This is a genomic window from Aurantimonas marianensis (assembly GCF_024195285.1).
GTDB lineage: Bacteria > Pseudomonadota > Alphaproteobacteria > Rhizobiales > Rhizobiaceae > Aurantimonas > Aurantimonas marianensis.
In genome coordinates this window covers 58,969-81,472 of the sequence record NZ_JALHBS010000086.1, presented here as the reverse complement: position 1 = coordinate 81,472, position 22,504 = coordinate 58,969, and the positions used below count along the sequence as shown (strand labels likewise).

The 22,504-nt window shown below is 65.9% G+C and carries 23 protein-coding genes; 8 read left to right on the top strand and 15 right to left on the bottom strand.

The window, feature by feature from the left end:
- From ubiV to MJ956_RS14260, 3 genes are all read left to right on the top strand, one after another.
- On the top strand, positions 1-749 hold a 749-nt coding region (gene ubiV / locus MJ956_RS14270; protein WP_253965106.1), incomplete at its 5' end, for a ubiquinone anaerobic biosynthesis protein UbiV.
- 64 nt (positions 750-813) lie between these two features.
- Positions 814-1,329: a DUF2478 domain-containing protein gene (locus MJ956_RS14265; RefSeq protein ID WP_253965105.1), complete on the top strand. Its 516-nt coding sequence runs from the start codon at positions 814-816 to the stop codon at positions 1,327-1,329.
- Positions 1,329-2,606, top strand: a complete 1,278-nt coding sequence (locus MJ956_RS14260) for a molybdopterin molybdotransferase MoeA (protein WP_253965104.1) — start codon at positions 1,329-1,331, stop codon at positions 2,604-2,606. Before MJ956_RS14265 ends, MJ956_RS14260 begins: the two co-directional genes overlap by 1 nt.
- Before the next feature lie 171 nt (positions 2,607-2,777).
- Here MJ956_RS14260 and MJ956_RS14255 read toward each other — a convergent pair whose 3' ends face one another.
- The 7 genes from MJ956_RS14255 to dctP all read right to left on the bottom strand — a co-directional run bounded on the left by MJ956_RS14255 (position 2,778) and on the right by dctP (position 10,029).
- Positions 2,778-4,157 carry an aspartate aminotransferase family protein gene (locus tag MJ956_RS14255; RefSeq protein WP_253965103.1) on the bottom strand — a complete coding sequence of 460 codons (1,380 nt, stop codon included), beginning with the start codon at positions 4,155-4,157 and terminating at the stop codon, positions 2,778-2,780.
- A gap of 46 nt (positions 4,158-4,203) precedes the next feature.
- Positions 4,204-5,691: an NAD-dependent succinate-semialdehyde dehydrogenase gene (locus tag MJ956_RS14250; RefSeq protein WP_253965102.1), complete on the bottom strand. Its 1,488-nt coding sequence runs from the start codon at positions 5,689-5,691 to the stop codon at positions 4,204-4,206.
- A gap of 153 nt (positions 5,692-5,844) precedes the next feature.
- Positions 5,845-6,339 (bottom strand): Lrp/AsnC family transcriptional regulator, encoded by a 495-nt coding sequence (locus MJ956_RS14245; RefSeq protein ID WP_253965101.1) that lies wholly within the window; start codon positions 6,337-6,339, stop codon positions 5,845-5,847.
- A 78-nt stretch (positions 6,340-6,417) separates the two neighbouring features.
- Positions 6,418-6,861: a universal stress protein gene (locus MJ956_RS14240; RefSeq protein ID WP_253965100.1), complete on the bottom strand. Its 444-nt coding sequence runs from the start codon at positions 6,859-6,861 to the stop codon at positions 6,418-6,420.
- Positions 6,862-6,904: 43 nt separating this feature from the next.
- Positions 6,905-8,182, bottom strand: a complete 1,278-nt coding sequence (locus MJ956_RS14235) for a TRAP transporter large permease (protein WP_253965099.1) — start codon at positions 8,180-8,182, stop codon at positions 6,905-6,907.
- A gap of 45 nt (positions 8,183-8,227) precedes the next feature.
- Positions 8,228-8,887: a TRAP transporter small permease gene (locus MJ956_RS14230; protein WP_253965098.1), complete on the bottom strand. Its 660-nt coding sequence runs from the start codon at positions 8,885-8,887 to the stop codon at positions 8,228-8,230.
- 89 nt (positions 8,888-8,976) lie between these two features.
- Positions 8,977-10,029 (bottom strand): TRAP transporter substrate-binding protein DctP, encoded by a 1,053-nt coding sequence (gene dctP, locus MJ956_RS14225; protein WP_253965097.1) that lies wholly within the window; start codon positions 10,027-10,029, stop codon positions 8,977-8,979.
- Between the two features lie 605 nt (positions 10,030-10,634).
- On the opposite strand from dctP, the gene eutA reads away from it, so the two are divergent.
- Genes eutA through doeB form a run of 5 tightly spaced genes read left to right on the top strand, consistent with a single transcriptional unit; the run spans position 10,635 to position 15,608 of the window.
- Positions 10,635-11,411 carry an ectoine utilization protein EutA gene (gene eutA / locus MJ956_RS14220; protein WP_253965096.1) on the top strand — a complete coding sequence of 259 codons (777 nt, stop codon included), beginning with the start codon at positions 10,635-10,637 and terminating at the stop codon, positions 11,409-11,411.
- 5 nt (positions 11,412-11,416) lie between these two features.
- On the top strand, positions 11,417-12,403 hold the full coding sequence (eutB, locus tag MJ956_RS14215) for a hydroxyectoine utilization dehydratase EutB (RefSeq protein ID WP_253965095.1): 987 nt from the start codon (positions 11,417-11,419) through the stop codon (positions 12,401-12,403).
- Positions 12,403-13,395 carry an ectoine utilization protein EutC gene (gene eutC, locus MJ956_RS14210; protein WP_253965094.1) on the top strand — a complete coding sequence of 331 codons (993 nt, stop codon included), beginning with the start codon at positions 12,403-12,405 and terminating at the stop codon, positions 13,393-13,395. The genes eutB and eutC overlap by 1 nt, the downstream gene beginning before the upstream one ends.
- 21 nt (positions 13,396-13,416) lie before the next feature.
- Positions 13,417-14,598 (top strand): ectoine hydrolase DoeA, encoded by a 1,182-nt coding sequence (doeA, locus tag MJ956_RS14205; RefSeq protein WP_253965093.1) that lies wholly within the window; start codon positions 13,417-13,419, stop codon positions 14,596-14,598.
- An 11-nt stretch (positions 14,599-14,609) separates the two neighbouring features.
- Positions 14,610-15,608: a N(2)-acetyl-L-2,4-diaminobutanoate deacetylase DoeB gene (gene doeB, locus MJ956_RS14200; RefSeq protein ID WP_253965115.1), complete on the top strand. Its 999-nt coding sequence runs from the start codon at positions 14,610-14,612 to the stop codon at positions 15,606-15,608.
- A gap of 172 nt (positions 15,609-15,780) precedes the next feature.
- Here the strand turns inward: doeB and MJ956_RS14195 are convergent, their stop codons facing one another.
- The 8 genes from MJ956_RS14195 to MJ956_RS14160 are packed head-to-tail and all read right to left on the bottom strand — an operon-like array spanning position 15,781 to position 22,402.
- Positions 15,781-16,176 (bottom strand): bacteriohemerythrin, encoded by a 396-nt coding sequence (locus MJ956_RS14195; protein ID WP_253965092.1) that lies wholly within the window; start codon positions 16,174-16,176, stop codon positions 15,781-15,783.
- A gap of 22 nt (positions 16,177-16,198) precedes the next feature.
- The gene (locus MJ956_RS14190) at positions 16,199-16,696 is read right to left on the bottom strand and encodes a hypothetical protein (RefSeq protein ID WP_253965091.1); all 498 of its coding nucleotides are present in this window, start codon (positions 16,694-16,696) and stop codon (positions 16,199-16,201) included.
- Positions 16,693-18,264: a cytochrome b N-terminal domain-containing protein gene (locus MJ956_RS14185; RefSeq protein ID WP_253965090.1), complete on the bottom strand. Its 1,572-nt coding sequence runs from the start codon at positions 18,262-18,264 to the stop codon at positions 16,693-16,695. The genes MJ956_RS14190 and MJ956_RS14185 overlap by 4 nt, the downstream gene beginning before the upstream one ends.
- Positions 18,261-19,085, bottom strand: a complete 825-nt coding sequence (locus MJ956_RS14180; RefSeq protein ID WP_253965089.1) for an SCO family protein — start codon at positions 19,083-19,085, stop codon at positions 18,261-18,263. The genes MJ956_RS14185 and MJ956_RS14180 overlap by 4 nt, the downstream gene beginning before the upstream one ends.
- Positions 19,073-19,942, bottom strand: coding sequence for a heme o synthase (gene cyoE, locus MJ956_RS14175; RefSeq protein WP_253965088.1), 870 nt, complete (start codon positions 19,940-19,942; stop codon positions 19,073-19,075). The genes MJ956_RS14180 and cyoE overlap by 13 nt, the downstream gene beginning before the upstream one ends.
- A gap of 10 nt (positions 19,943-19,952) precedes the next feature.
- Entirely contained in the window at positions 19,953-21,686 is a 1,734-nt protein-coding gene (locus MJ956_RS14170; protein ID WP_253965087.1) for a cbb3-type cytochrome c oxidase subunit I, read from the bottom strand.
- Positions 21,687-21,697: 11 nt separating this feature from the next.
- On the bottom strand, positions 21,698-22,231 hold the full coding sequence (locus tag MJ956_RS14165) for a cupredoxin domain-containing protein (RefSeq protein ID WP_253965086.1): 534 nt from the start codon (positions 22,229-22,231) through the stop codon (positions 21,698-21,700).
- 9 nt (positions 22,232-22,240) lie between these two features.
- On the bottom strand, positions 22,241-22,402 hold the full coding sequence (locus tag MJ956_RS14160; RefSeq protein WP_253965085.1) for a hypothetical protein: 162 nt from the start codon (positions 22,400-22,402) through the stop codon (positions 22,241-22,243).
- Positions 22,403-22,504: the final 102 nt, after the last annotated feature.

Here is a 22,504-nt window from a genome sequence, read left to right as displayed (position 1 = left end):
ACCGAATCCCCGAGGTAATCGAGCGGCTGCAGCGCGCCGGCAAGGATGTCGCCCTTGCCTCGCTGGGACTGGCCACTCTGCGGCGCGAACGCAAGCTGTTGGCAGAGTTGGCGGAATCCGGCCTGCCCGTCGAGGTCAACGATCTGACGGCGTTGCGCTACCTGTCGCCCGGCTCACCCTTCACGGTGGGTCCGCTGGTCAATGTCTACAACGAAGGCACGCTACGCTTCCTGGCCGGGCGCGGGGCGACATCGCTCTGCCTGCCGCCGGAACTGGCCTTTTCGTCGGTCAAGACGCTGGCGGAAGCCGGCACCGAACTCGGCGTTGATCTGGAAGTCTGGGCCTTCGGACGGCTGCCGCTGGCGCTCTCGGCGCGCTGCTATCATGCCCGCCTCGCCGGCCTGGCGAAGGATTCCTGTCAGTTCGTCTGCGACGCGGACCCGGACGGCCTGCCGGTCGAAACCCTCGACGGACAACCCTTTCTCGCGATCAACGGTGTTCAGACGGTGTCGGAGCGCTGGGCCAATCTCGCCGGCGATCTGGCGCCGCTGGCCGAGGCCGGCGTCGGCGCGCTGCGGCTCTCGCCCCATACCGGCGACATGGTAGAGGTCGCGCGCCTGTTTTGGGCGGCGGCTGACGGCCGCATGGCTCCGGACGAAGCGCTTGCCGAATTAGCGGCCCTGGCGCCGGAACGGCGCTTCGCCAACGGCTTCCTGTTCGGACAATCGGGGGCGGAGTGGACCCATTGAACCGGGAAGACGACCACCACGCCGCCGCTCCGGGGGCGAATTCCACGCTGCGAAAGGAAATTCCATGCTGATTGCCGCCGTACAACCGAGCGAGCCGGGCCGTCTCGACACGGTCATGAGCGAGGTTGCCGAGACGCTTCTGTCCGAGGGTGTGCGACTGGCGGGAGTGGTCCAGACCAATTGCGTCAATCCGGACCGGCATAAGTGCGACATGGACGTGCGGGTGCTGCCCGACGGCCCGGTGATCCGCATCAGCCAGGATCTGGGGGCCGCCTCGCGCGGCTGCCGCCTCGACCCGGCGGCGCTCGAAGAGGCGGTGGCGCTGGTCGGCCCGCGCCTGGCGGCGGGAGCGGATCTGCTGATCCTCAACAAATTCGGCAAGCACGAGGCCGAAGGGCACGGGTTTCGCGACCTGATCGCCGAGGCGCTGGCCGCCGGCGTGCCGGTTCTCATCGGCATCAACGGGCTCAACCGCGCCGCGTTTGAGACCTTTACCGACGGCATGGCCGAGGGGCTGCCCGCCGACCCCTCGGCCCTGCTGGCCTGGGTGCGCGCGGCCCGATTGTCGAAGGTGGCGTGATGACGACCCGGTCACCGGGGATTTCTACCCGGGGCGAGCCGGGCTATGGATGCGGCTGCGAGACGGCGGCCGATCTGATCTCCGTCGATCGGGCTTTGGCGATAGCGGCGGATCTGGCGCGGCCGGTGGCGGACCGCGAGACGCTGCCGCTCGGCGCGGCGGTGGGCCGGGTGCTGGGCGAAGCCGTCCATGCCGCCGCCGACGCGCCGGGCTTCGACGCGTCCGCGATGGATGGCTATGCGCTGCGCGCCGCCGACCTTCGCGGCCACGGCCCGTGGATGCTACCGGTCGGCGCGCGGATCGCCGCCGGCCAGACATCTGGCCCCCTGCATCGAGGACAGGCGGCGCGCATCTTCACCGGCGCGCCACTGCCGGACGGCGCGGACACAGTCGTGATGCAGGAGGCGGTGACACGGCGAGACGCGCTGATCATCATCGCGGCGCGGCCGGCGCCGGGGCAGAATATCCGCCGACGCGGCCAGGACATGGTGCGCGGTATCGAGATCCTGCCCGCCGGTCGCCAACTGGGACCGCGCGACATCGCCGCGGCAGCGGCGGCCGGCGCCGGACATCTGTCGGTTCGGCGCCGGCTTCGAGTCACGCTGCTCAGCAACGGCGCCGAACTGGCCGAGCCGGGCGTGGCGTTGGACAGGGGTCATATCTGGAACGTCAACCGCGCCATGTTGGCCGCTCAGATGGCCGGTCCCGGGCTCGACCTGACGGATGGCGGCATAATTTGCGACGACCGCCAAGCTTTTACCGACGCGCTGATCGCCGCAAGTCGCGGCGCCGACCTCGTCGTCACGTCCGGCGGCGCGTCGGTCGGCGAGGAGGATCATCTGCCCCGCGCGCTGGCCGAGGCCGGGGCCGAGATCCATGTGCGCAAGGTCGCGATGAAACCGGGCAAGCGGCTGACGATCGCAAGTATCGGCCAGGCCCTCGTGCTCGGTCTACCGGGAAACCCGGTCGCGGCCTTCGTCAGCTGGCATGTGTTCGGCCGGCCTATCGTCGCGGGGCTGACCGGCGCCGATCATCGCCCCCCGCGCCTGATGGCGCGCTTGTCCGAGGGCCTCAGCCGCCGACCCGGGCGCCGCGAGTTCCGCCCCGTCCGCTGGGTGGGCACGGGCCGCGATGGCCTGCCGGTTCTTCAGCCCGGTCCGGCCGACTTCTCGGCCCGGGTGGCCGAACTGGCGCGCGCCGACGGTCTGGCCGACATTCCGGCCGAGACCGACAGCCTCGCGGCCGGCGATCCCGTTAAATTTCTGCCTTTCGGCTGAGCATCCACTCACCACCCTTTTCGTCCGGGCGATTTCTTCCGAATGTCGCGATGCGCGGCGCCGCGGCCTCGAACGGCAAAACCGCACCTTCGGCGCCTTCCGTCGCGGGAAAAGCTCCCCGATCGAGACGGCATCAAGGCATTTCGAGGATCCCCGCGATCCGGCCGCTCGTCAGATTTGCGTCATAACGCTTTCGACGGCTTCCAACGTCTTGCCGACCACGACATCGGCTTCCTCTTGCGTCAGGCAGAAGGGCGGCGCGAAGCCCAGAATGTCGCCCTCGGGCATCGCCCGGCCGATGACGCCGCGCTCGGCGAGCGCCGCAGAGATCCGCGGGCCGATTTTCTGCTCCGGGTCGAAGAATACCCGGTCGTCCTTGTCGGCGACGAATTCGACGGCCGCCAGCAACCCGTTGCCGCGCACCTCGCCCACATGGGCGTGATCCGAAAGGGCCGCGGCCAGAGCCGCGCGAAAATGCGCGCCCACCGTGCGGACATTCTCGATCAGGTCGAGCTTGTCGATCAGGTCGAGATTGGCGACGCCTGCCGCCGCGCACAGCGGATGGGCCGAATAGGTCCAGCCGTGGCCGATCGCCCCGAGTTGGTCCGAGCCTTGCACCAGCACGTCCCAGACCTTTTCGGAGACGATGGTCCCGGAGAGCGGCAGATAGGCCGAGGTCAGGCCCTTGGCGATGGTGATGAGGTCCGGCTTGATGCCGTAATGATCGGAGCCGAACATGGTGCCGAGACGGCCGAACCCGGTGACAACCTCGTCGGCGACCAGCAGCACGTCATATTTCGTCAGCACCGCCTGGATTTTTTCCCAGTATCCGGCCGGCGGCGGCACGATGCCGCCGGTGCCGAGCAGCGGTTCGCCGATGAAGGCCGCGACCGTGTGGGGCCCTTCGGCGAGGATCATCTCCTCCAGCTTGTCGGCGCAGAATTGCGAGAACTGCTCCTCGCTCATCGAGCGGTCGGCGCGGCGGAAGTAATACGGCGCCTCGGTGTGGAGGATCGGCGCGCGCGGCAGGTCGAAGGCGTTGTGGAACAGCGCAAGACCGGTCAGCGAGCCGGTCATCACGCCGGAGCCGTGATAGCCGCGCCAGCGCGAGATGATCTTCTTCTTCTCGGGCCGGCCGAGCACATTGTTGTAGTACCAGATCAGCTTGATGTTGGTCTCGTTGGCGTCCGAGCCCGAAAGACCGAAATAGACCCGGCTCATACCGGCCGGCGCCCGGTCGATGATCATCTTGGCGAGCTGGATCGCCGGCTCGGATCCGTGGCCGACATAGGCATGGTAATAGGGCAGCTTGTGCGCCTGCGTGGCGATCGCGTCGGCGATCTCGGTGCGGCCGTAGCCGACATTGACGCAGTAGAGGCCGGCGAATGCGTCGAGACTCTCCCTGCCGTCGCGGTCGACGATCGTCGCGCCCTTGCCGCCGGTGACGACGCGGGTCGGCGTCTCGCCGCGCGCATGCATGCCCATATGGGTCGAGGGGTGGAAGAAATGATCGCGGTCGAAGGCGGTCAGTTCATTGGTCTGGTCGAGCATCTTCAAGCTCCTTTCCTGTATCGGTCTCCGTGCCGTTCGAGGCCGCTCAGGCCATGTCGAGGCAGACATATTTGAGGTCGGTGAAGGCCTCGAGGCCGAGGCGCGAGCCTTCGCGACCAAGCCCCGACTGCTTGACGCCGCCGAAGGGTATGGGCGCGCCGGTGATCTGGACCCGGTTGACCGCCACCATCCCGTACTCGAGCGCCGCGCTCATGCGGGCGACCCGGGCCGCGTCGCGGGTGACGAGATAGGCGACGAGGCCGTATTCGGTGGCGTTGGCGCGCGTGATGCCCTCGTCCTCGCCGTCGAAGGAAACGACCGCGGCCACCGGGCCAAAGGTCTCCTCGCGCATGATCAGCGCGTCGTCCGGAACGTCGGCGAGCAATGTCGGCCGATAGAAATGCGGCCCGGCCGGATGAGGTCCTCCGCCAGCCAGACGGCGGGCGCCGCGCGCCAGTGCGTCGCTGACCTGCGCATCGACCTTTTCGACCGCCCGCTCGTGCATCAGCGGGCCGATCTCAACCTCCGGCTGGAGTCCGGGCCCGACCTTGAGCGCCGCGATCCGGTCGGCATAAGCGGCGAGGAATGTCTCGTAGATCGGCCGCTCGACATAGATGCGGTTGGCGGCGAGGCACTCCTGCCCCGAGGTCGCGAATTTGGCATCCATGGCAATGTCGACGGCCTTGCCGAGATCAGCGTCGGCGAAGACCATCAACGGCGCGTGACCGCCCAGTTCCATGATCAGGCGCTTGACCGTCGGCGCCGACCGCGCCGCGATCAGCCGCCCGATCTCGGTCGAGCCGGTAAAGCTCATCGCCCGCACCCGTTCGTCCTCGCAGAGCCGCCCGACGATCGTCGCGGCATCGCCAGTGACGACGTTGAACACGCCGGCCGGCATGCCGGCCCGCTGCGCGAGTTCGGCAAGCGCCAGCGCCGAGAACGGCGTCTCGGACGAGGGATGCGCGACCGCAGTGCAGCCGGCGGCGAGCGCGGCGGCGGCCTTGCGCGTCAGCATCGCGGCGGGAAAGTTCCAGGGTGTCACCAGGCCGACGACACCGAGCGGAACACGGCTGAGCGTCATCTGCGCGTCCGGCAGGTGGCTGGTCACGGTCTCGACGTTGAGGCGTGTGGCCTCCTCGGCATAGAACGCAACGAAGGACGCGGCGTAGTCGATTTCGCCGCGGGCCTCGGTGAGCGGCTTGCCCTGCTCCAGCGTCATCAGCAGCGCCAGATCCTCGCGGGCAGCCAGAATCAGCCCATGCCAGCGCATCAGGATGTCGGCCCGCTCTCGCGGCAACAGCGCGCGCCAGGCCGGAAAGGCCGCGGCCGCGGCGTCGATCGCCCGCGACGTCGCCGCCGCGCCCAGCGCCGGCACGGCGCCGAGTTTTTCGCGATTGGCCGGATCATGCACCGCCACCGTCGCGTCGGTCGTAACCCACCGGCCGTCGATCAGCGCCGCCTCGATGAACAGCCCTGCGTCGCGGAGTTGCGAAAGCGGGCGGCTGCGGTCGAAGGTAACGGCGAGGGCGGACATGGCGATCTCCCATAGGTCGCGGCGAGGCCGGAGCGACGTTTCACGACGTCGTTCTAGCGTCTTCGCCGCCGAGAGGTCGGCCATAGTTGGAGCGTTGATCGGAGAGCTGTCCTGCCAGAAGCGGCTTTGTCCGATGGCCCGTCTTCGCGGCCCCTATCGGGTGGTCTCGGAGATCATTTCAATCGGAATCGGGGTCTTCTTGATCGACGTCATCGCCGGATAGGTGAAGTAGCGCCGGACCCCGATATGGTCAGCCAAGAGCTTGTCGACGATCGCCTGATAGCTGCCGAGATCACGGGTGACGAACTTGCACAGATAGTCGAAGCCGCCGGAAACCGACCAGCACTCGACGATCTCCGGAACCGAGGCGATCGCCGTCTCGAACTGCGCGAAGTCCTCCTTACGGTGGCTCTCGATCTCGATCATGACGAAGAGTACGGTGAGCGGCCCATAGGTGCTTTCGGCGATCGAGGCGGTGTAGCCTTCGATGATACCGGCCTCCTCCAGGCGGTTGAGCCGTTCCCAGCAAGGTGTCGGGGACAGATTGACACGCTCGGCGAGGGCCGCCTTCGGTATCCGCCCCTCCTTCTGCAGGATCGTCAAAATCTTGATGTCGCGGTCGTCCAGCTTGATGCGGCCTCGTGCCATGGGGAAATCCCGGATCGTAATTCGATCCCACTGCATAGACCGCCTGTTCGCCCCGCGTCCACAAGGCGTTGGCCGGCCTCAGCGCACGATGAGGCATTGTCTGCGGGTCAGAGAAGCCACCTTGTGCGACACCGAGCCGAGCAGAAAACCTTCCAGATCGCCATTGCCGCGCGCGCCGAGCACGATCAGATCGCAATCATGCTCGTCGGCGAACTCGACGATGGCGCGGGCCGGCTGGCCGCGCTTGGCGTAAGACGTGACGTGTTCCACGCCCGCCTCGAGCGCCCGCTCCTTGGCGGCGTTGGCGATATCGCTCGCATAGCTCTTCAGCGCATCGTCGGGGCGCTGTCGTTCGCCGCGCGCCCGCACCATCGAGAGCGAGGCCTCCAGCGGCGAGTGATGACGATAGATACAGAGCGTGATCAGACGGGCGCCGAAGGTTCGGCAGAGTTCGGCGGCCACGTCGAGCCCCCGCATCGCCATCGCCGAGCCGTCGACCGGAACGAGGATTGTCTTGTACATGGCGCGAGAAAAGCCTCTTGCGGATCGAGGGAAAGGTCAGCCTTCAGCGGAAGGCGAGATCGCGCAGGAACAGCGCGATCTGGGGAAAGGCGATCAGCGCGATGCTCACCCCTAGCAGGATGATGATGAAGGGCGGCGTGCCGCGGATGACGTCCATATAGGGGCGCTTGAAGATCGCGATCGCGGTGAAGATGTCGCAGCCAAAGGGCGGCGTCGCCGAGCCGATCGCCACCTGCAGCGTGATGATGACGCCGACCAGCACCGGGTCCAGCCCCAGGCCGGAGACCAGCGGCGCGAAGATCGGCACGAGCACCAGGATGACGACGATCGGGTCGACGAACATGCAGCCGATGAAGAAGGCGATCGAGATCGCCACCAGGACGGTGATCGGGCCGGCTTCGTTGAGACCCAGCGCGCCGAGGATCATCTGGGGGATCTGCTCGAACGAGATCACCCAGGAAAACGCCGCCCCTGCCGCGACCAGAATGAAGACGACGGCGGTGATGAGACCGGTCGACTTCGCGATGTCGATGATGTCGGATAGCCCGAGCGAGCGGAAGATCACCAGTTCCAGAACCAGCGCGTAACCGACGCAGACCGAGGCCGCTTCGGTGGGGCTGAAAATCCCGCCATAGATGCCGCCGACCACGATGGCCGGAAAGCCGAGCGGCCAGGCCGCCCCGCCGACCGCCGCGATGCGCTCTCGCCAGGAGGCCTTCGGTTCCGTCGGAATGTTGTTGCGCCGCGCGTAGACGACCGAATAGGCGGAAAACAGAAGGAGGATCAGCAGGCCCGGCCCGACGCCGGCGATGAACAGCTCGGAGATCGAGGTGCCTGAGATGACTCCGTAGATGATCATGGCGATCGACGGGGGAATCAGCATGGCGATGTCGGAGGCGTTGACGATCAGCGCCAGGGTGAAGCTGTCGCCGTAGCCAGACTTCAGCATGCGGGGTCTGAGCGGACCGCCGATGGCGACGACGGTCGCCTGGGTCGAGCCGGAAACGGCGCCGAACAGCGTGCAGCTTGTCGCCGTCGCGACGCCAAGCCCGCCGCGTATATGGCCGACAAACTTCATCACCATGTCGATCAGCCGGTCGGCGGAATGGCCCTTGGTGATGATGTCGGCCGCCAGGATGAACATCGGCACGGCGATCAGGGCCGCGGGCCGGATGCCGGCGAGCATCTGTTGCACCATGATTTCCGGGCCGATCGGGAGGTAGAAGAAGAACGCCACCATCGTCGCCGCAATCAGCGGGATCATCATCGGGAACCCCAGAAGCAGGAGCACCACCATGGTGAGGATCATCGCCGTTGCCATCAAAGCCCTTTCCTTGCGGTACCCGCCGGTTTCGCGGCGCCCCGCCTAGACCTCGGTTTCGTTGTCTTCGTAGGTGTCGACCACCGAGACAGAGAGATAAACGTCCGGTCGCGTCAAATTGGCGATCGCCGTCAGGACGTACTGGATGCCGGTGATGACGAAGCCGAGCGGAAGCCAGACCAGCGTCAGGAAGATCGGCACCCGCGTTACCGGCGAGATGCGGCCGGTCTGATAGACGCTGACGACGTACTGGTACGAGTACCAGGCCAGGATGAACATGGCCGTGGCGGTCACCAACGCGATGACGATCATCAAACTCTTTCGCAGCCCGTGCGACAACTCGTCGTAGATCGCCGACATGCGGATATGGCGGCCGTGGCGCGCCGCGAAGCCGATACCGGCGAAGGTCACGATGATGATGAGGAACTGGTTGAGTTCCTCGGCGAAATACAGACTCTGGCCAAAGACGAACCGGCCGATCACATTCGCCACAGAACTCGCCGCCATGACGAGAATGCCGGCCGTGAGAATGAACGCCTCGATCATGGCGATGATCCGGTCGAGAATCTCCAGCGGACGCAGGAGGCCTGAAAACGCAACGGCCGGCGCTGTCGCGGCGGCCTCCGTCGTCACCGACGTCTCCGAGGAAGCCGGCGCGTCGCCCGCCTCGGCCTGCGGGTTCACTGACGGATCTGGTCGGTTCATCGGCACCTCATTCCCTGGCTCGCCCTCGCGAACTGCTTCGCCGCCGCAAGCCCCGGGCGGTTACCCGCCCGGGAATGGCGCGACAGACCTTAGCCGTCGCCTTTGACGCGCTTCGTGGACGCTTCGATATCGGCCTCGAAGCCCTCCAGGATCTTCTTGCCGCTGTCGCCGGTGATCTCGACGAACTTGTCGCGGACCTTCTTGGCCGCCTCGCGGAACGGCGCACGCTCCTCATCGGTGAGCGTCGTCACCGTGATCGACGGCTTAGCCTCTTTTATCTTGGCCAGGGCTTCGTCCTGCAAGCCCTTCTGATACTCGATGATGTGCTCGTAGGCGGCGTCGGCAGCCGCCGAGACCACCGCCTTATCATCCTCCGACAACCCATCATAGAAGGCCTTGTTGGCTGCGACCGCAGTGGTGAAGGTATTGTGGCCGGTGAAGGTGATGTGGTCCGTCACCTCGTACATCTTGGTCGATTCCACGAAGAACATCGGGTTCTCCTGGCCCTGGATCATGTTCAGCTGCAGCGCGCCGAACACCTCGCCCCACGGCAGCGGCGTCGCCGTCGCGCCGAAGGCGTTGTAGGTCTCGACCAGGAGCGGCGTCGTCATCACCCGGAACTTCACGCCGTCGAGATCAGCCGGCGCCTTGACGGCCTCCTTGGTGGTCATCACCACCTCGCCCTCGGGAAACATGTCGATGAGATGCAGGTTCTGCTGCTCGTACATAGCGGCGAGCTCTTTGTTGATCGTCTCCGACGTCTTGTAGAAATCGGCCAGAATGTCGGGCTCCTCCGGCAGCACGTAAGGCAGCAGGAAGACCTGGAGTTCCGGAATCAGACTGCCGGTGAAGCCGGGCGACAGATCGACGAACTGGATCGCGCCCATCTGCGCGAGCTCGGTGGTGTCAGCGGATTCGCCGAGCGTTCCGAAGGGAAAGATCGCGACCGTGTGGTCGGAATTCGCCTCAACATGCTCCTTGAACTTCTGGGCGTAGACGCCCTGGACCTCCTCCAGCGCCTCCTCGATGGCGTATTTCCACTCGGCGGCGGCAGCCGAACCCGATAGCAGCGCCAGCGCCGTCGTGGTCGCGAGCGCCGTCGCCACCAATTTACGGCGAGACCTGGAAACGAGATTGGACATGGAGCTCTCCTCTTCTACTGCGCAATGGGCGCAATTGGTCTGAAAATATTGGAGCGGAGTCCGCAAGGAATTTCCACTCCCCCCGGACGCCACTTATCGTGATCCTTCAGATTTCAACCGTCCCCTCAATGATCAATTCGATCCCCGGGCAGGACGGACAACCCCTCTCACTCCGGCTAAACTCTTGTTTCAGAGCGCGCTTTTCCCGCCCGAGCGAGAAGCATTTCGACTTCCTTTTTCATGACGCGCCGGGCCGGTGCGCCGGCAACAAGAACGTTCGGGAATTCACGGAATGTGCCTTCATGCTTCTGAATATCGCCGCGGCTGTCGAGAGAGCGATTGACCATATCGAGGTGCCGACGCAGGAGGAATCGCTGCCCCGGGGAAGGGAAAAGGACGAACCGCCTGATTGTCAGGCATGCACAAATTATGATCACGTACCTATTGTACCTGCTCTCGGCAGCCGCTTGCGGCGGGTATCACCTGTCTCATAACCCGCCGACGGACGCCGCCCATGCCGCGATCAACCGAGTTAGCGACGCGCCCTCGTCCGCGTTCGTCGCAGGCTCGCAAAGCCGTAAGCGATGGCCCCATTGAAGCTGCCCATGAGCATTGAGATTCACCCGGCACGGTCCTCTCTTCGCTTCGACCCGTACGCAGTCGAAAAGCGCGTCGGACTGATTCTTCTGGCGACCGACCACTCCACCGAGGCCGATTTCGCCCGTCTCGTCGCCTCGGACCGGATCGGCCTGTTTGCGACCCGGATCGCGTTCGCCAATCCCACGACGGCGGAGCACCTGCGCGCCATGCAGCCCCGGCTCCAGAGCGCCGCCGCCCTGCTGTTGCCGGACGACCGGCTCGACGTGATCTGCTTTTCCTGCACCTCGGCCTCGGTGGTGATCGGCGACACCGCCGTTGCGGTCGCGATCCACGCGGCGAAGCCCGATGTTCCGGTGGTGACGCCGGCGGCTGCGTCTGCCGCGGGCCTCAAGGCCCTTGGCACGCGAAGGATCAGCGTCCTCACGCCCTATACGGTGGCGGTGAGCGAGCCGATGGCGGCCTATTTCGAAACCAAAGGCTTTCAGATCGAAAGCTGCACCTGCCTCGGACTCGATGATGACGGCGAGATGGCCCGGATCGCGCGAGACTCGCTGATCGAAGCAGCCGTGGATGCCACCGCCGCGAACGCCGAGGCGCTGTTCATCTCCTGCACGGCGCTTCGCTCCGCCTCCGTCGTTGCGGCCATCGAGGCACGGATCGGCCGTCCCGTCGTCACGAGCAACCAGGCAACCGCATGGGCGTGCCTCCATCATTGCAACGCGTGGGCCGACCGGCCGGATGCCGGCCGGCTGATGAGCGTAGCCATGCCGGCGGAGGGCTAGACTCCATGCCGCGCGTCACGCTGCCGGACATCGAAGAGGCCGCCCGCCGTATCGCCGGCCGCGTCCGCCGCACACCGGTCGATCATTCGCCCAGCCTGTCCGCCGTTTCGGGCGTCCCGGTGCATCTGAAGCACGAACATCGCCAGATCACCGGCGCCTTCAAATTACGCGGCGCCACCAACGCGCTGTCGCAGTTGACGGACGAGCAGCGCAGGCGCGGCGTCGTCGCAACCTCCACCGGCAATCACGGCCGGGCGCTTGCCCATGCCGCCGCTGCGGAGGGCGTGCGCTGCGTCGTCTGCATGTCCTCGCTGGTGCCGGACAACAAGCTGGAGGCGATCAAGGCGCTCGGTGCCGAGATCCGCATCATCGGCCGTTCCCAGGACGAGGCGCAGGTCGAGGTCGAGCGGCTGATTGCCGAAGAGGGGATGACCGGTCTTCCGCCTTTCGACCATCCTCACATCGTCGCCGGCCAGGGCACGATCGGTCTGGAGATCATCGAGGATGTTCCGGACGCGGCTACGGTTCTGATACCGCTATCGGGCGGCGGTCTGATCGCAGGCATTGCCATCGCCGTAAAGGCTCTGCGGCCCGAGATCCGGGTCGTCGGCCTGTCGATGCGACGCGGGGCGGCGATGGCCGCAAGCCTTGCGGCCGGGCATCCGGTGGAGGTCGAGGAACTGCCGACCCTCGCCGACTCCCTCGGCGGCGGTATCGGGCTGGCGAATGCCTGGACCTTCGAGACGACGCGCGCGCTGGTCGACGACATCGTGCTGCTCGACGAAGCCGAGATCGCCGCTGGCATTCGCCACGTCTACGAGAACGAACGCGAGATCGTCGAGGGCGCCGCGGCCGTCGGCGTCGCGGCGCTGCTCGCCGGCAAGGTCGAACCGACCGGCGCCACGGTCGCGCTCCTGTCCGGCCGCAACATCGCCATGGACCTGCATCGCCGTGTCGTCAACGGCGCGGACGGGCTGGAGGAGACCGACTGATGCCCGAGATGCGCATCCTGACGGAGAGCGATCTGCGCACGCTGGTGCCGCTGGATCTCGCGGCGGTTGACGCGATCGAGGCCGCCTTCGCCGCTCTGGCGACCAAACAGGTGGCGATGCCGCCGATCCTGCGCCTCGACATTCCCGAGCATCGCGGCGAAGTCGACGTCAAGACCGCCTATGTGCCGGGCCTCTCCGGCTTCGCCATCAAGATCAGCCCGGGCTTCTTCGACAATCCGAAGCTCGGCCTGCCGAGCGTCAACGGCATGATGGTGCTTTTCGCGTCGCGGACCGGCCTCGTCGAGGCGCTGCTCTTGGACAATGGCTATCTCACCGACGTGCGCACCGCCGCAGCCGGTGCCGTCGCGGCCCGGCATCTGGCGCGCGCGGACGCGCGGACCGCCGCGATCCTCGGTGCCGGCGTCCAGGCGCGGCTGCAATTGCGGGCGTTGATGCTGGTGCGGCCGATCGCCGAGGCGCGGATCTGGGCCCGCGATCCTCACAAGGCCGAGGCCGCGGCGGCGGCGCTGTCGGCCGAGCTGTCGATTCCTGTCGCGGCGGTTTCCGACGCCCGGACGGCCGTTACCGGCGCCGATATCGTCGTCACGACGACGCCGTCCGAAGAACCGATCCTCGAAGCCGGCTGGCTCGCGCCCGGCCAGCACGTCACCGCGATGGGATCGGACGCCGAGCACAAGAACGAAGTCGACCCCGCCCTCGTCACCCGCGCCGACCTTTACGTTGCCGACAGCCTCCCGCAGACGCGCCGGCTCGGCGAGTTGCACCACGCCATCGCCGCCGGGCTCGTCACGACCGACCGCGCCTTCGCGGAGCTCGGCGAGATCGTCTGCGGTCGCGCGCCCGGCCGCGCCGATCCGAATGGGCTGACATTCTGCGATCTCACAGGCACCGGCGTCCAGGACACCGCAATCGCCACCCTTGCCCTTGCCCGCGCCGTGGAAACCAACGCAGGCACCCCCTTCACCAGTTAAACCGCCCGAGTGGATGCACCGATGAGAGAACCGAACCTGAAGTTCACGCGGGCCGAATACGCCACGCGCCTCGCCAAGACCCGCGCCGCGATGGCTGCCGACGGGATCGAGCTGTTGTACGTTTCGGACCCGTCCAACATGGCCTGGCTCACCGGCTATGACGGCTGGTCTTTCTATGTCCACCAAGGAGTTCTCGTGCCGCATGAGGGCGAGCCGGTCTGGTTCGGCCGCGGACAGGATGCCAACGGTGCCAAACGGACCGCCTATCTCGCCGCCGACAACATCGTTGGCTATGCCGACCATTACGTGCAGTCCACCGAGCGTCATCCGATGGACTTTCTGTCCACCGTGATCGCCGACCGCGGCTGGGGCAAGGGCGTCATCGGCGTTGAAATGGACAATTACTGGTTCTCTGCAGCGGCCTTTGCGTCGCTTCAAAAGCACCTGCCGAATGCCCGCTTCGTCGACGCGACCGCACTGGTGAACTGGCAACGCGCGGTGAAGAGCGAGCAAGAGCTGGAATACATGCGTATCGCCGGCCGCATCGTCGGCGCGATGCACCGGCGCATCCTGGAAAAAGCCGAACCCGGTATGCGCAAATGCGATCTCGTGGCCGAGATCTGGGACGCGGGCACGAGGGGTATCGACGGCTATGGCGGCGATTATCCGGCGATCGTGCCGCTGCTGCCTTCCGGCCTTGACGCCTCGGCGCCGCATCTGACCTGGGACAATTTGCCGATGCAGCGCGGCGAAGGGACCTTCTTCGAGGTCGCCGGCTGCTACAATCGCTATCATTGTCCGCTGTCGCGCACTGTCTTCCTCGGCAAGCCGACCCAGGCCTTCCTCGACGCCGAGAAAGCGACGCTGGAAGGCATGGAGGCGGGGCTGGAGGCCGCCAAGCCCGGCAATACATGCGAGGACATCGCCAACGCGTTCTATGCGGTGCTGAAGAAATATGGGATCACCAAGGACAACCGGACGGGCTACCCGATCGGGCTGTCCTACCCGCCGGACTGGGGCGAGCGGACGATGAGCCTTCGCCCGGGCGACCGAACCGAACTGAAGCCCGGCATGACCTTTCATTTCATGACCGGCTTGTGGCTGGAAGACATGGGCCTCGAGATCACCGAGTCGATCGCCATCAGCGACACCGGCTACGATCTTCTCGCCGACGTGCCGCGCCAGCTCTTCGTCAAGGATTGAGGCCGATGCTGATGAGCCCCACGCTGACCCCCTCGCCGATCGTCGCCACGGTGGACTTCGAGGCCGACGGCATCCAGCACGGTTTCCTGCGTCTGCCCTACAGCCGGGACGACTCCGCCTGGGGCTCTGTGCTGATCCCGATTACTGTCGCCAGAAACGGCGAGGGTCCTACGGCGCTTCTGACCGGCGGCAATCACGGCGACGAATATGAGGGACCGATCGCGCTGTTCGACCTCGCCCGGCGACTGTCCGTCGATGCGCTCACCGGCCGCGTCATCATCGTGCCGGCGCTCAACTACCCGGCGTTTCGCGCCGGCACCCGCACCTCGCCCATCGACAAGGGCAATCTCAACCGCAGCTTTCCCGGCGCGCCCTTTGGCAACCCGACGGAAAAGATCGCCGACTACGTCACCCGCCATCTATTGCCGCTCGCCGACATCGTGCTCGATTTCCATTCCGGTGGCCGTACGCTCGACTTTCTACCCTTCGCCGCCGCCCACATTCTGGAGGACAAGCGGCAGGAGGCAGCCAGTTTCGCCGCCGTCGCCGCCTTCGGCGCGCCGTGGTCGGTGAAGATGCTGGAGATCGACGCGGTTGGCATGCTGGATACGACCGCGGAGGCGATGGGCAAGGTGTTCGTCACCACCGAACTCGGCGGCGGCGGCACCGCGACCGCACGGACCGCGGCGATCGCCAAACGCGGCACCACCAATCTCTTACGCCACGCCGGCATTCTGAAGGGCGAAGTCGAGCGGCGCGACAGCCGCTGGCTCGACATGCCCTCGGCCGACTGCTTCACCTTCTCCGAACTTGACGGCATGATGGAGCCGCTCGTCGATCTCGGCGACCCGGTGGTGAAGGGTCAGCCGATCGGTCGCGCCTGGCCAATCGACCGCACCGGATCGGCGCCCTTCGAGTTCACCGCCAAGATGGACGGCATACTCGCCGCCCGGCACTTTCCCGGTCTGGTCAGGGCCGGCGACTGCATCGCCGTCCTCGGAACGATTTGAGCGCCCCCACCGAGGCGAAGCCCTGCTTCATCCGTGAGCGCGCAGACGCTCCATTAGGGTCATCGAGATTCAGGCCAGGCTCTTGCAGGTCCTGCAGGCAGCGGCGATCGCGAAATGGGCGCGCCTCGCCTTGGAGCAAACGAAGAGACCGGCGCGCCCCGCGGCCCGGCCGTCAATGCGGATGCTGACCGAGGCGGGAATGGAGCCGGGCGTCATGCGTCTTGAAGTGCTCGGTGAACCAGGGATCCAGGGCGGCGACCAGCCGGTCGGCCTGTGGCCCGGTGCCGGATTCAAAATCGCTCATGATATCCCGCAGTTCGTCGAGCAACCGCTCGTGATCGGCCTTGTGCTGCGCGATCTGGTCATAGTCGTGCTCGCGCATGAATTTCTCCTCCAGCGCGAAATGGGCCGATATCCCGCGCAACAGGTCGCCGAAGGCGGCGACCGCATCGCCGTTCCCGGTCAGCGCGTCGCCCAGCCGGTTGACGAGATCGATCAGCTCCTTGTGCTCGTGATCGACGGCTGGAACGCCGACGCTATAGCTGTCTTTCCATTCCATCCGGGGCATCGGTGCTCCTCCCAGAAAAAAATCAGTTGAAGACAAAGCCGCCCTGCTCGGGGCGAAAGTCGATGGCGAGATTTTGCTCTGCCTTTAGGGTAATGCGGCGCGCGGCCTCGTAGTCGAAGCCCTCGGCGCGCCCAGTGTCGGCCAGGCGGACGGCAATTTCGTGATCGCCCGCGCCGAGCGGGAAGCGCTTGTAAATCCGGGCCGGGCCGTCGCCGGCCAGGCCGCTCGGCGGCAATTCGGCGCGAAGCGCCGGCTCACCATCGATGTCGAGTTCGAGCCGAAGCGCCGCGCGCTCGCGATCGCAGATCTCACGCTTGCGCATATTCGCCGGCAATCGCGCCAGTTCCTCGGCGTCGAGCTGTCGGCAGTTGCGCGCGCCGCCATGGGTGAAGCTGAGCTTCACCACGCCCGTCCCCTCCGGCAGGCTTCGCCATGACGGCGCGGCCGAAAAAAATGCAGCACCGGTGGCCACCAGCGTCGTCACGGCGGTGCCGAGGATCATGCGGCGGATCCGGCTCATGGCGCGATCTCCTCGAGCGACCGGGCGGACCGCGACGGCGTTCCCGCCGTCGCAGTATCATCGACTGGCAGCGTCGCGAGGCGATCCTGGAACGCCTCCAATTCATGCTCTAGCCGCGTCGTTTCCGTGGGCCCCGCCCAGATCGTCGCCAGCCGGGCGCGCGGCACCCTGGCGCGCAGATAGGGATCGCGGATCGCGGCAATACGTTGCTCGGTCCATTCGATGCCGAACCGGTGCTGGCATTCGCGTTCGGCGCAACCGGCGATCGCCACGCCGTCGGCCAGATCGCGCGACAGGATGAAGTCGATCAGCGATGGCGGCGCCATGGCGACACAGGGCAACACCACCCGTCCCGGCATTTCCCGTCCCGCCGCGCCATGGGCGCAGGCCAGCGTCAGCACCCGCCCCGCCCCTTCCAGCGTCTCGGCGGCCTCGATCACCTGCTCGCGAACCATCTTCAGAGACAGGTCGGGCAGATCGATTCCTGTCACCAGATCGATGGAGCGGCGGAACGGCGTCGAGGACGGGCATGACCCCATGCAGATGCCGCAGGCGACGCAGCGATCGGGATCGACTTCGGCCTGGTGGGGAAACGGCGCGTCATCGGTGCGCGGCACCAGTGTGACCGCGCCGTAGGGGCAGTCCTCGACGCAGCGGTTGCAGCCGTTGCAATGGTCGAGGAACACTTCGGCCGGCGCCGGACGGGGTTTGGGCGGTAGCCAGGGCAAGGCCGAGATTCCAACGCTGAAGAGCACGACGCCGGCCCAGATCGCGCCCGCCGGCACCAGATCCATCACCGGATAAAGCGGCAGGATGAACCAGTCGATCCCGACCTGCGCCGGCACCATCGCCAGGTCGGCCGCGGCTTGCGAGCGGGCCGGCAAGAGCAGCGAGGCGACCAACAGGCCGACCAGAACCATGCCCCCGAGTTCGCGCGACGGCGCGGTCCGGGCATTGGTGATCCGCTGGATATGGATCCACATCGCTAGCAACAGGATCAGCGGCACCGCGATATGAAGGAAGACAAGGAGCGTGAAGAACCGCCCGCTCAACGCCTCGGGCGTGAGAAAATTCCGCGCGATCGGCTCGCCGAAGATAGGTAGCCAGTCGAGCAGCTCGGTGCTGGCGATGGCGACATATTGCGCCAGCCGGTCCCAGACCAGCCAGTAGCCGGTGATGCCGGAGATGTAGACCAGCCAGATCAGCGGCACGCCGGTGATCCAGGAGAACCAGCGCGCGCCGCGATGACGCCCCCTGGCGAATTCGCGGACCAGATGAACCAGCATGACCGCGATCATCAGATCGGACGCGTAGCGGTGAAAACTCCGCGCGATGCCGGCGTGGAACCAGTGGTCGTTGGTCAGCCACTCGATCGACGTATAGGCGTTCACCACGCCGGTATCGAAGAAGATGAAGAGGTAGACCCCGGTCGCCGTGACGATCCAGAACAGGAACCAGCCGAGCGTGCCGAGTTGGGCCATCGGGTTCCATTCCGGGCCGAAGACGGCGTCGAGCGCCCGTTCGATCCGGTCGAAGCCGCGGCAAAGAATCGTGACGGAGGCGCTCATGCGCGGCTCCGTCCCCGAGCCGTCAATCGTCGATTGCCGAGCCAGAGCCGCAGGATCACGATCCCGGTCAGGATCAGCGAGAGCCCGCCGAGCACGATGCCGAAGCCGATCGCATAGTCGAATTCATAGACGCCGGTCGCAGGATTGTAGGTCGTGCAGATGAACTTGATCCGATCGATCAGGCCCTCGCGGGTGATCCCGCGCAGGCTCGTGCCGTAGATCAGCTCCTTGAGCGGTTCCAGCAGCATCTGGATCGGAAAGTCGTCGCCATAGACCTGACGATAGACGCGCCCCCCGGCGTCGAGGATCGTCGTCTGCGTGATATGCTCGAAGCCGCCGGCGGCGGCGCGATAGCTGAACCCGAGATCGGCGAGAAGCCGCCGCAGCGTCGCCGCGTCGGCGCTGGCGATCCGCCAGTCCGCCTCGGGAATACGCTGCATTTTGGCGAAGGCGTCGAGCCGGGACGGCGTGTCGTTGCGGGCGTCGAAGCCGAGTGTCAGCACCGAGAATTGCTGTGCGCCGAAGACGCGACGCGCCTCCTCGACCGCCTCGATAATCCGTTGCGTCGTCGGCGGACAGACCGACGCGCAGCTCGTATAGACGATGCTGACCACCAGCGGCTCGCCGCGAAGCGCGGCCAGCGGGAGCGGCGCGCCATGACGGTCGACGAGCGTGTAATCGCCGACGAGCCCGCCCACCGCGGCCTCGCTCGCGGCTACGACCACGGCCGGGTCGAAGCTCTCGGCGCCTTGCGCCGGCAATGGCAAGACGCCAGCAAGGACGAACGCGGCCACGGCGAGATGGCGGATCAGGTCGCCCATCGGACCGCGGCATCGAGATAGACGCCCGTGACGAGCAGCGCGAATTGCACGAGCGAGGCGCGAAAATTGGCCATCGCGGTCTGCCGCGACGGCGCCGCCCAAAGCTGCGCCGAGCGCCACAGGAACAGCCCACCGCCAGCCAGCGCGAAGATGCCGTAGACCGGTCCCATGCCGGTGGCGAGCGGCAAGAGGGAGAGAACCAGCAACAGGGCCGCGTGGCCGAGGATGATCGGCGCCCAGACCGCTTCGGACACGATCACCGGCAGCATCGGCACGCCGCTCCGCCGGTAGTCGTCGCCTTTCGCCGCCGCCAGCGACCAGAAGTGCGGCGGCGTCCAGAAGAACATGACGAGGGCGAGGATTACCGGTGTCGCCTGCATTTCGCCGCCGACCGCCGCCGCGCCGGCGACGATCGCGAAACTGCCGGACGCGCCGCCCACCACGATGTTCCAGACGCTCCGCCGCTTCAGCCAGACGGTATAGACCCAGCCATAGGTGATGGCGCCGAGAAACAGCCAGAACGCCGCCAGGGAACCTCCGACCGACCACGCCATGACCAGCGAGGCGAGCAGCAGCCCGGCGAAGGTCACGGGCCAGACCGGACCGGGCTTGAGGCGGCCGCTGGCGAAGGGCCGGGCGCGGGTCCGCCGCATGTCCCGGTCGCTCTCGCGCTCCCAGTAATGGTTGAAGGCGCCGGCCGCGCCGCTGGCGCCAAGGACCGCTAGCAGGAAGACGCCGGCCGGCAGCGGCGAGAGCGCCCCCTCGCTGGCCAGCATCCCGGCCAGCGCCGCCAGCGCGACGGCGAAGCCTATCCTCAGCTTCAGGATCGAACCGGTTATGCGGAGCGCGGCCAGCATCGCACCGCCCTCACCGGAACAGCCAGAGATCGGACAGATACTTCCAGTTCACGAAGTAGTAGAGCACGAAGGAGACGAAGAAGATCGTCACCAGCACGATCGTGCCCGGCAACTTGACGGTGCCCTCGCTGCCGTAGTGCGATGCCGCATGCGGTCCCTGCGCGTGCAGCGGGAAGTGCATCGGCTGCGCCCCGGCGGTGTCGAGCTTCTTGCCGAACAACACGGTGCCGACCGTGATCAGGATATAGAGCGCGCCGCCCAGCCCCGCGATGAGCGCGAAGATGCCGTTCAGGCCCATCATCAGGAAGGCACCGGGCGCATACTCGAAGGCATGCACCGCATCGGTCAGGGTGATGTCCCAATGCCGGCGCGCGACGCCGAGTGTGCCCGCCCCCATCATGAACAGGGAGATGCCCCCTGCCCCGATGCCGAACAGATAGGGCTGCCATGTGGCCAGCTTCGGCCAGATGACCTCGCGTTGGAAGATCAGCGGCAGCACCAGATAGGTCACCGCCATGAAGGCGAGCGTGGTGCCGGCGACGACGGTGCCATGGAAATGACCGGGCACGTAGATGGTGTTGTGCATCAGCACATTGAGCTGCTCGGTGCCGAGCACGACACCGGAGATACCGCCGATGAAGCCGAACATGACGAGGCTGAGGAACATGCCGGAGAAGGCAGGGTTGGCCCAGGGCGCCTTCTGCAGCCACTCGAACCAGCCCTTCCGGAAGCCGTTACGCCGCTGCGCCGCCTCGATCGCGCCGGGAACGGTCAGCCCGTGGATCATCGAGCCCATGACGGCCAGATACATCATGTAGGAGGTGTTGATGATCTTCCACTCGGCGCTCATGCCGGGCTCGGCCAGAAGATGATGCGCCGAGGCGAGCTGCAGGAACAGGATATACATCAGAAAGGCGGTCCGGCTGACCTTTTCGGACAACGGTTTCGCGCCCACGACCAGCGCCGCGATCAGATACCAAACCGAGACATGGGCCGAGACGTTGATCTGCTGCGAGGAGTGGCCCATGCCCCACCAGACGACCTTGTACATCAGCGGATCGATGTTCGAGATCAGTCCGAGCGACCAGAGCCACGTCGGGATCAGGATGATCGCGCCGGACGCGAGGGTGAAAACCGCGATGATCGCCGCCGTCAGCGCGCCGAAGGTGACCAGCGGGATCGACCCCTCATAGGTGCGCTCCGCCCGGGCGATGACCAGGGTTCCGAAGAAGACGGCGACGCCGATCAGCGCGCCGACGGCAAACAGGATGAGCGACAGATAGAACCAGGACGACGCCATCATCGGCGGATAGGAGGTGAACATTACGGTCGAGTCGCCGCGCAGCACAGCGTAATTCGCCATCAATGCGCCGACAATCATCAGCACGAAGCCGAGCCAGGCGAATTTCGGCGCCGCGAGGCGCGAGTTCAGAAGGATCGCCGAGGCGAAATAGAGGATCGCGATCTCGAAGAAGATGATCCAGAACAAGAGTACATTGGCGCCGTGCCCGGTCAGAACCAGATAGAACCACTCGGCCGGCAGAAGATGCACCGCCGGCCAGCGGGTCAGCGCGACCGCCACCCCCATCAGCCCGCCGAGCATGAGAAACACGACGGCGGCCACCGCATTGGCCTTGATCAGCCGCTGGGCGGCGATGTCGACCTTCAGCCCCGTGTAGCCGCATTTGCGGAAGACCGCTTCGGAAAAAGCGCCAGGCGCGACGCCTGCATCGATCGTGGTCATGGCGCTCTCCTTTATTCAGTTACGCGAATCCGACCGGTCATCTGGTGATGGCCGATGCCGCAATATTCGTTGCACACGATGCTGAATTCCCCGGACTCGGTGGGCGTCAGGATCAGGATGTGCTCGTATCCGGGGTGAACCTGAATGTTGATGTTTGTCGGCTGCAGGGAGAATCCGTGCTGCCAGTCGGCCGAACTCATATGGATGCGGTAGCTCTGATCCTTCTTCAGCTCGAGGATCGGCCACCACTCCCACAGCCGCGCGAGCAGGAAGACGTCCTCGCCGGCGGGCGGACGGACCACCGGCACGCCCTCCTCCTCGCCGACCTGCCACTTCTCGGCGAACGCCTCGACCTTCTCGACATATTTGTCGGGGTTGATCCGGTAGGTCTCTGTCGACAGGTTCTGCTCGCCAATGAAGTGCCAGGCGATCATGAAGAAGAACATGAACAGGCCCCAGAGGAAGGCGATGACGATCCAGCTCATCTCGATCTTGTGGATCGGCTCGTTCCACCAAATCCGGTTTTGTGGAGGGGTGATGGCCATCTCGGACTCCTATTGAGCGAGCGGGATCGAGACGATCTCCATCACGCCCCAGATCAGATAAAGTACCGTCGGAATCGTGATCCCGAACACCAGCAACAGGAACGGATTGTCGAGCAGCCGCTGCATGACGGGTACTCGCTCCGGTCGAGGAGTCTCCTGTTCGTCGGCCATGATGGTCCCTTCCCTTCCGGAGGTTCACGAGACCTTTCAAGAATACTCACGCGCACACGGCGGCGGCTTGACGAAAGTCAAGTATCGGCAATTGGATGCCGA

What these genes read in the sequence shown, in the direction of transcription:
- MJ956_RS14265 (WP_253965105.1), top strand. Translation starts at nt 814, where the DNA reads ATGCTGATTGCCGCCGTACAACCGAGCGAGCCGGGCCGTCTCGACACG.
- MJ956_RS14260 (WP_253965104.1), top strand. Translation starts at nt 1,329, where the DNA reads ATGACGACCCGGTCACCGGGGATTTCTACCCGGGGCGAGCCGGGCTAT.
- MJ956_RS14255 (WP_253965103.1), bottom strand. Translation starts at nt 4,157, where the DNA reads ATGCTCGACCAGACCAATGAACTGACCGCCTTCGACCGCGATCATTTC.
- MJ956_RS14250 (WP_253965102.1), bottom strand. Translation starts at nt 5,691, where the DNA reads ATGTCCGCCCTCGCCGTTACCTTCGACCGCAGCCGCCCGCTTTCGCAA.
- MJ956_RS14245 (WP_253965101.1), bottom strand. Translation starts at nt 6,339, where the DNA reads ATGGCACGAGGCCGCATCAAGCTGGACGACCGCGACATCAAGATTTTG.
- MJ956_RS14240 (WP_253965100.1), bottom strand. Translation starts at nt 6,861, where the DNA reads ATGTACAAGACAATCCTCGTTCCGGTCGACGGCTCGGCGATGGCGATG.
- MJ956_RS14235 (WP_253965099.1), bottom strand. Translation starts at nt 8,182, where the DNA reads ATGGCAACGGCGATGATCCTCACCATGGTGGTGCTCCTGCTTCTGGGG.
- MJ956_RS14230 (WP_253965098.1), bottom strand. Translation starts at nt 8,887, where the DNA reads ATGAACCGACCAGATCCGTCAGTGAACCCGCAGGCCGAGGCGGGCGAC.
- dctP (WP_253965097.1), bottom strand. Translation starts at nt 10,029, where the DNA reads ATGTCCAATCTCGTTTCCAGGTCTCGCCGTAAATTGGTGGCGACGGCG.
- eutA (WP_253965096.1), top strand. Translation starts at nt 10,635, where the DNA reads ATGAGCATTGAGATTCACCCGGCACGGTCCTCTCTTCGCTTCGACCCG.
- eutB (WP_253965095.1), top strand. Translation starts at nt 11,417, where the DNA reads ATGCCGCGCGTCACGCTGCCGGACATCGAAGAGGCCGCCCGCCGTATC.
- eutC (WP_253965094.1), top strand. Translation starts at nt 12,403, where the DNA reads ATGCCCGAGATGCGCATCCTGACGGAGAGCGATCTGCGCACGCTGGTG.
- doeA (WP_253965093.1), top strand. Translation starts at nt 13,417, where the DNA reads ATGAGAGAACCGAACCTGAAGTTCACGCGGGCCGAATACGCCACGCGC.
- doeB (WP_253965115.1), top strand. Translation starts at nt 14,610, where the DNA reads ATGAGCCCCACGCTGACCCCCTCGCCGATCGTCGCCACGGTGGACTTC.
- MJ956_RS14195 (WP_253965092.1), bottom strand. Translation starts at nt 16,176, where the DNA reads ATGCCCCGGATGGAATGGAAAGACAGCTATAGCGTCGGCGTTCCAGCC.
- MJ956_RS14190 (WP_253965091.1), bottom strand. Translation starts at nt 16,696, where the DNA reads ATGAGCCGGATCCGCCGCATGATCCTCGGCACCGCCGTGACGACGCTG.
- MJ956_RS14185 (WP_253965090.1), bottom strand. Translation starts at nt 18,264, where the DNA reads ATGAGCGCCTCCGTCACGATTCTTTGCCGCGGCTTCGACCGGATCGAA.
- MJ956_RS14180 (WP_253965089.1), bottom strand. Translation starts at nt 19,085, where the DNA reads ATGGGCGACCTGATCCGCCATCTCGCCGTGGCCGCGTTCGTCCTTGCT.
- cyoE (WP_253965088.1), bottom strand. Translation starts at nt 19,942, where the DNA reads ATGCTGGCCGCGCTCCGCATAACCGGTTCGATCCTGAAGCTGAGGATA.
- MJ956_RS14170 (WP_253965087.1), bottom strand. Translation starts at nt 21,686, where the DNA reads ATGACCACGATCGATGCAGGCGTCGCGCCTGGCGCTTTTTCCGAAGCG.
- MJ956_RS14165 (WP_253965086.1), bottom strand. Translation starts at nt 22,231, where the DNA reads ATGGCCATCACCCCTCCACAAAACCGGATTTGGTGGAACGAGCCGATC.
- MJ956_RS14160 (WP_253965085.1), bottom strand. Translation starts at nt 22,402, where the DNA reads ATGGCCGACGAACAGGAGACTCCTCGACCGGAGCGAGTACCCGTCATG.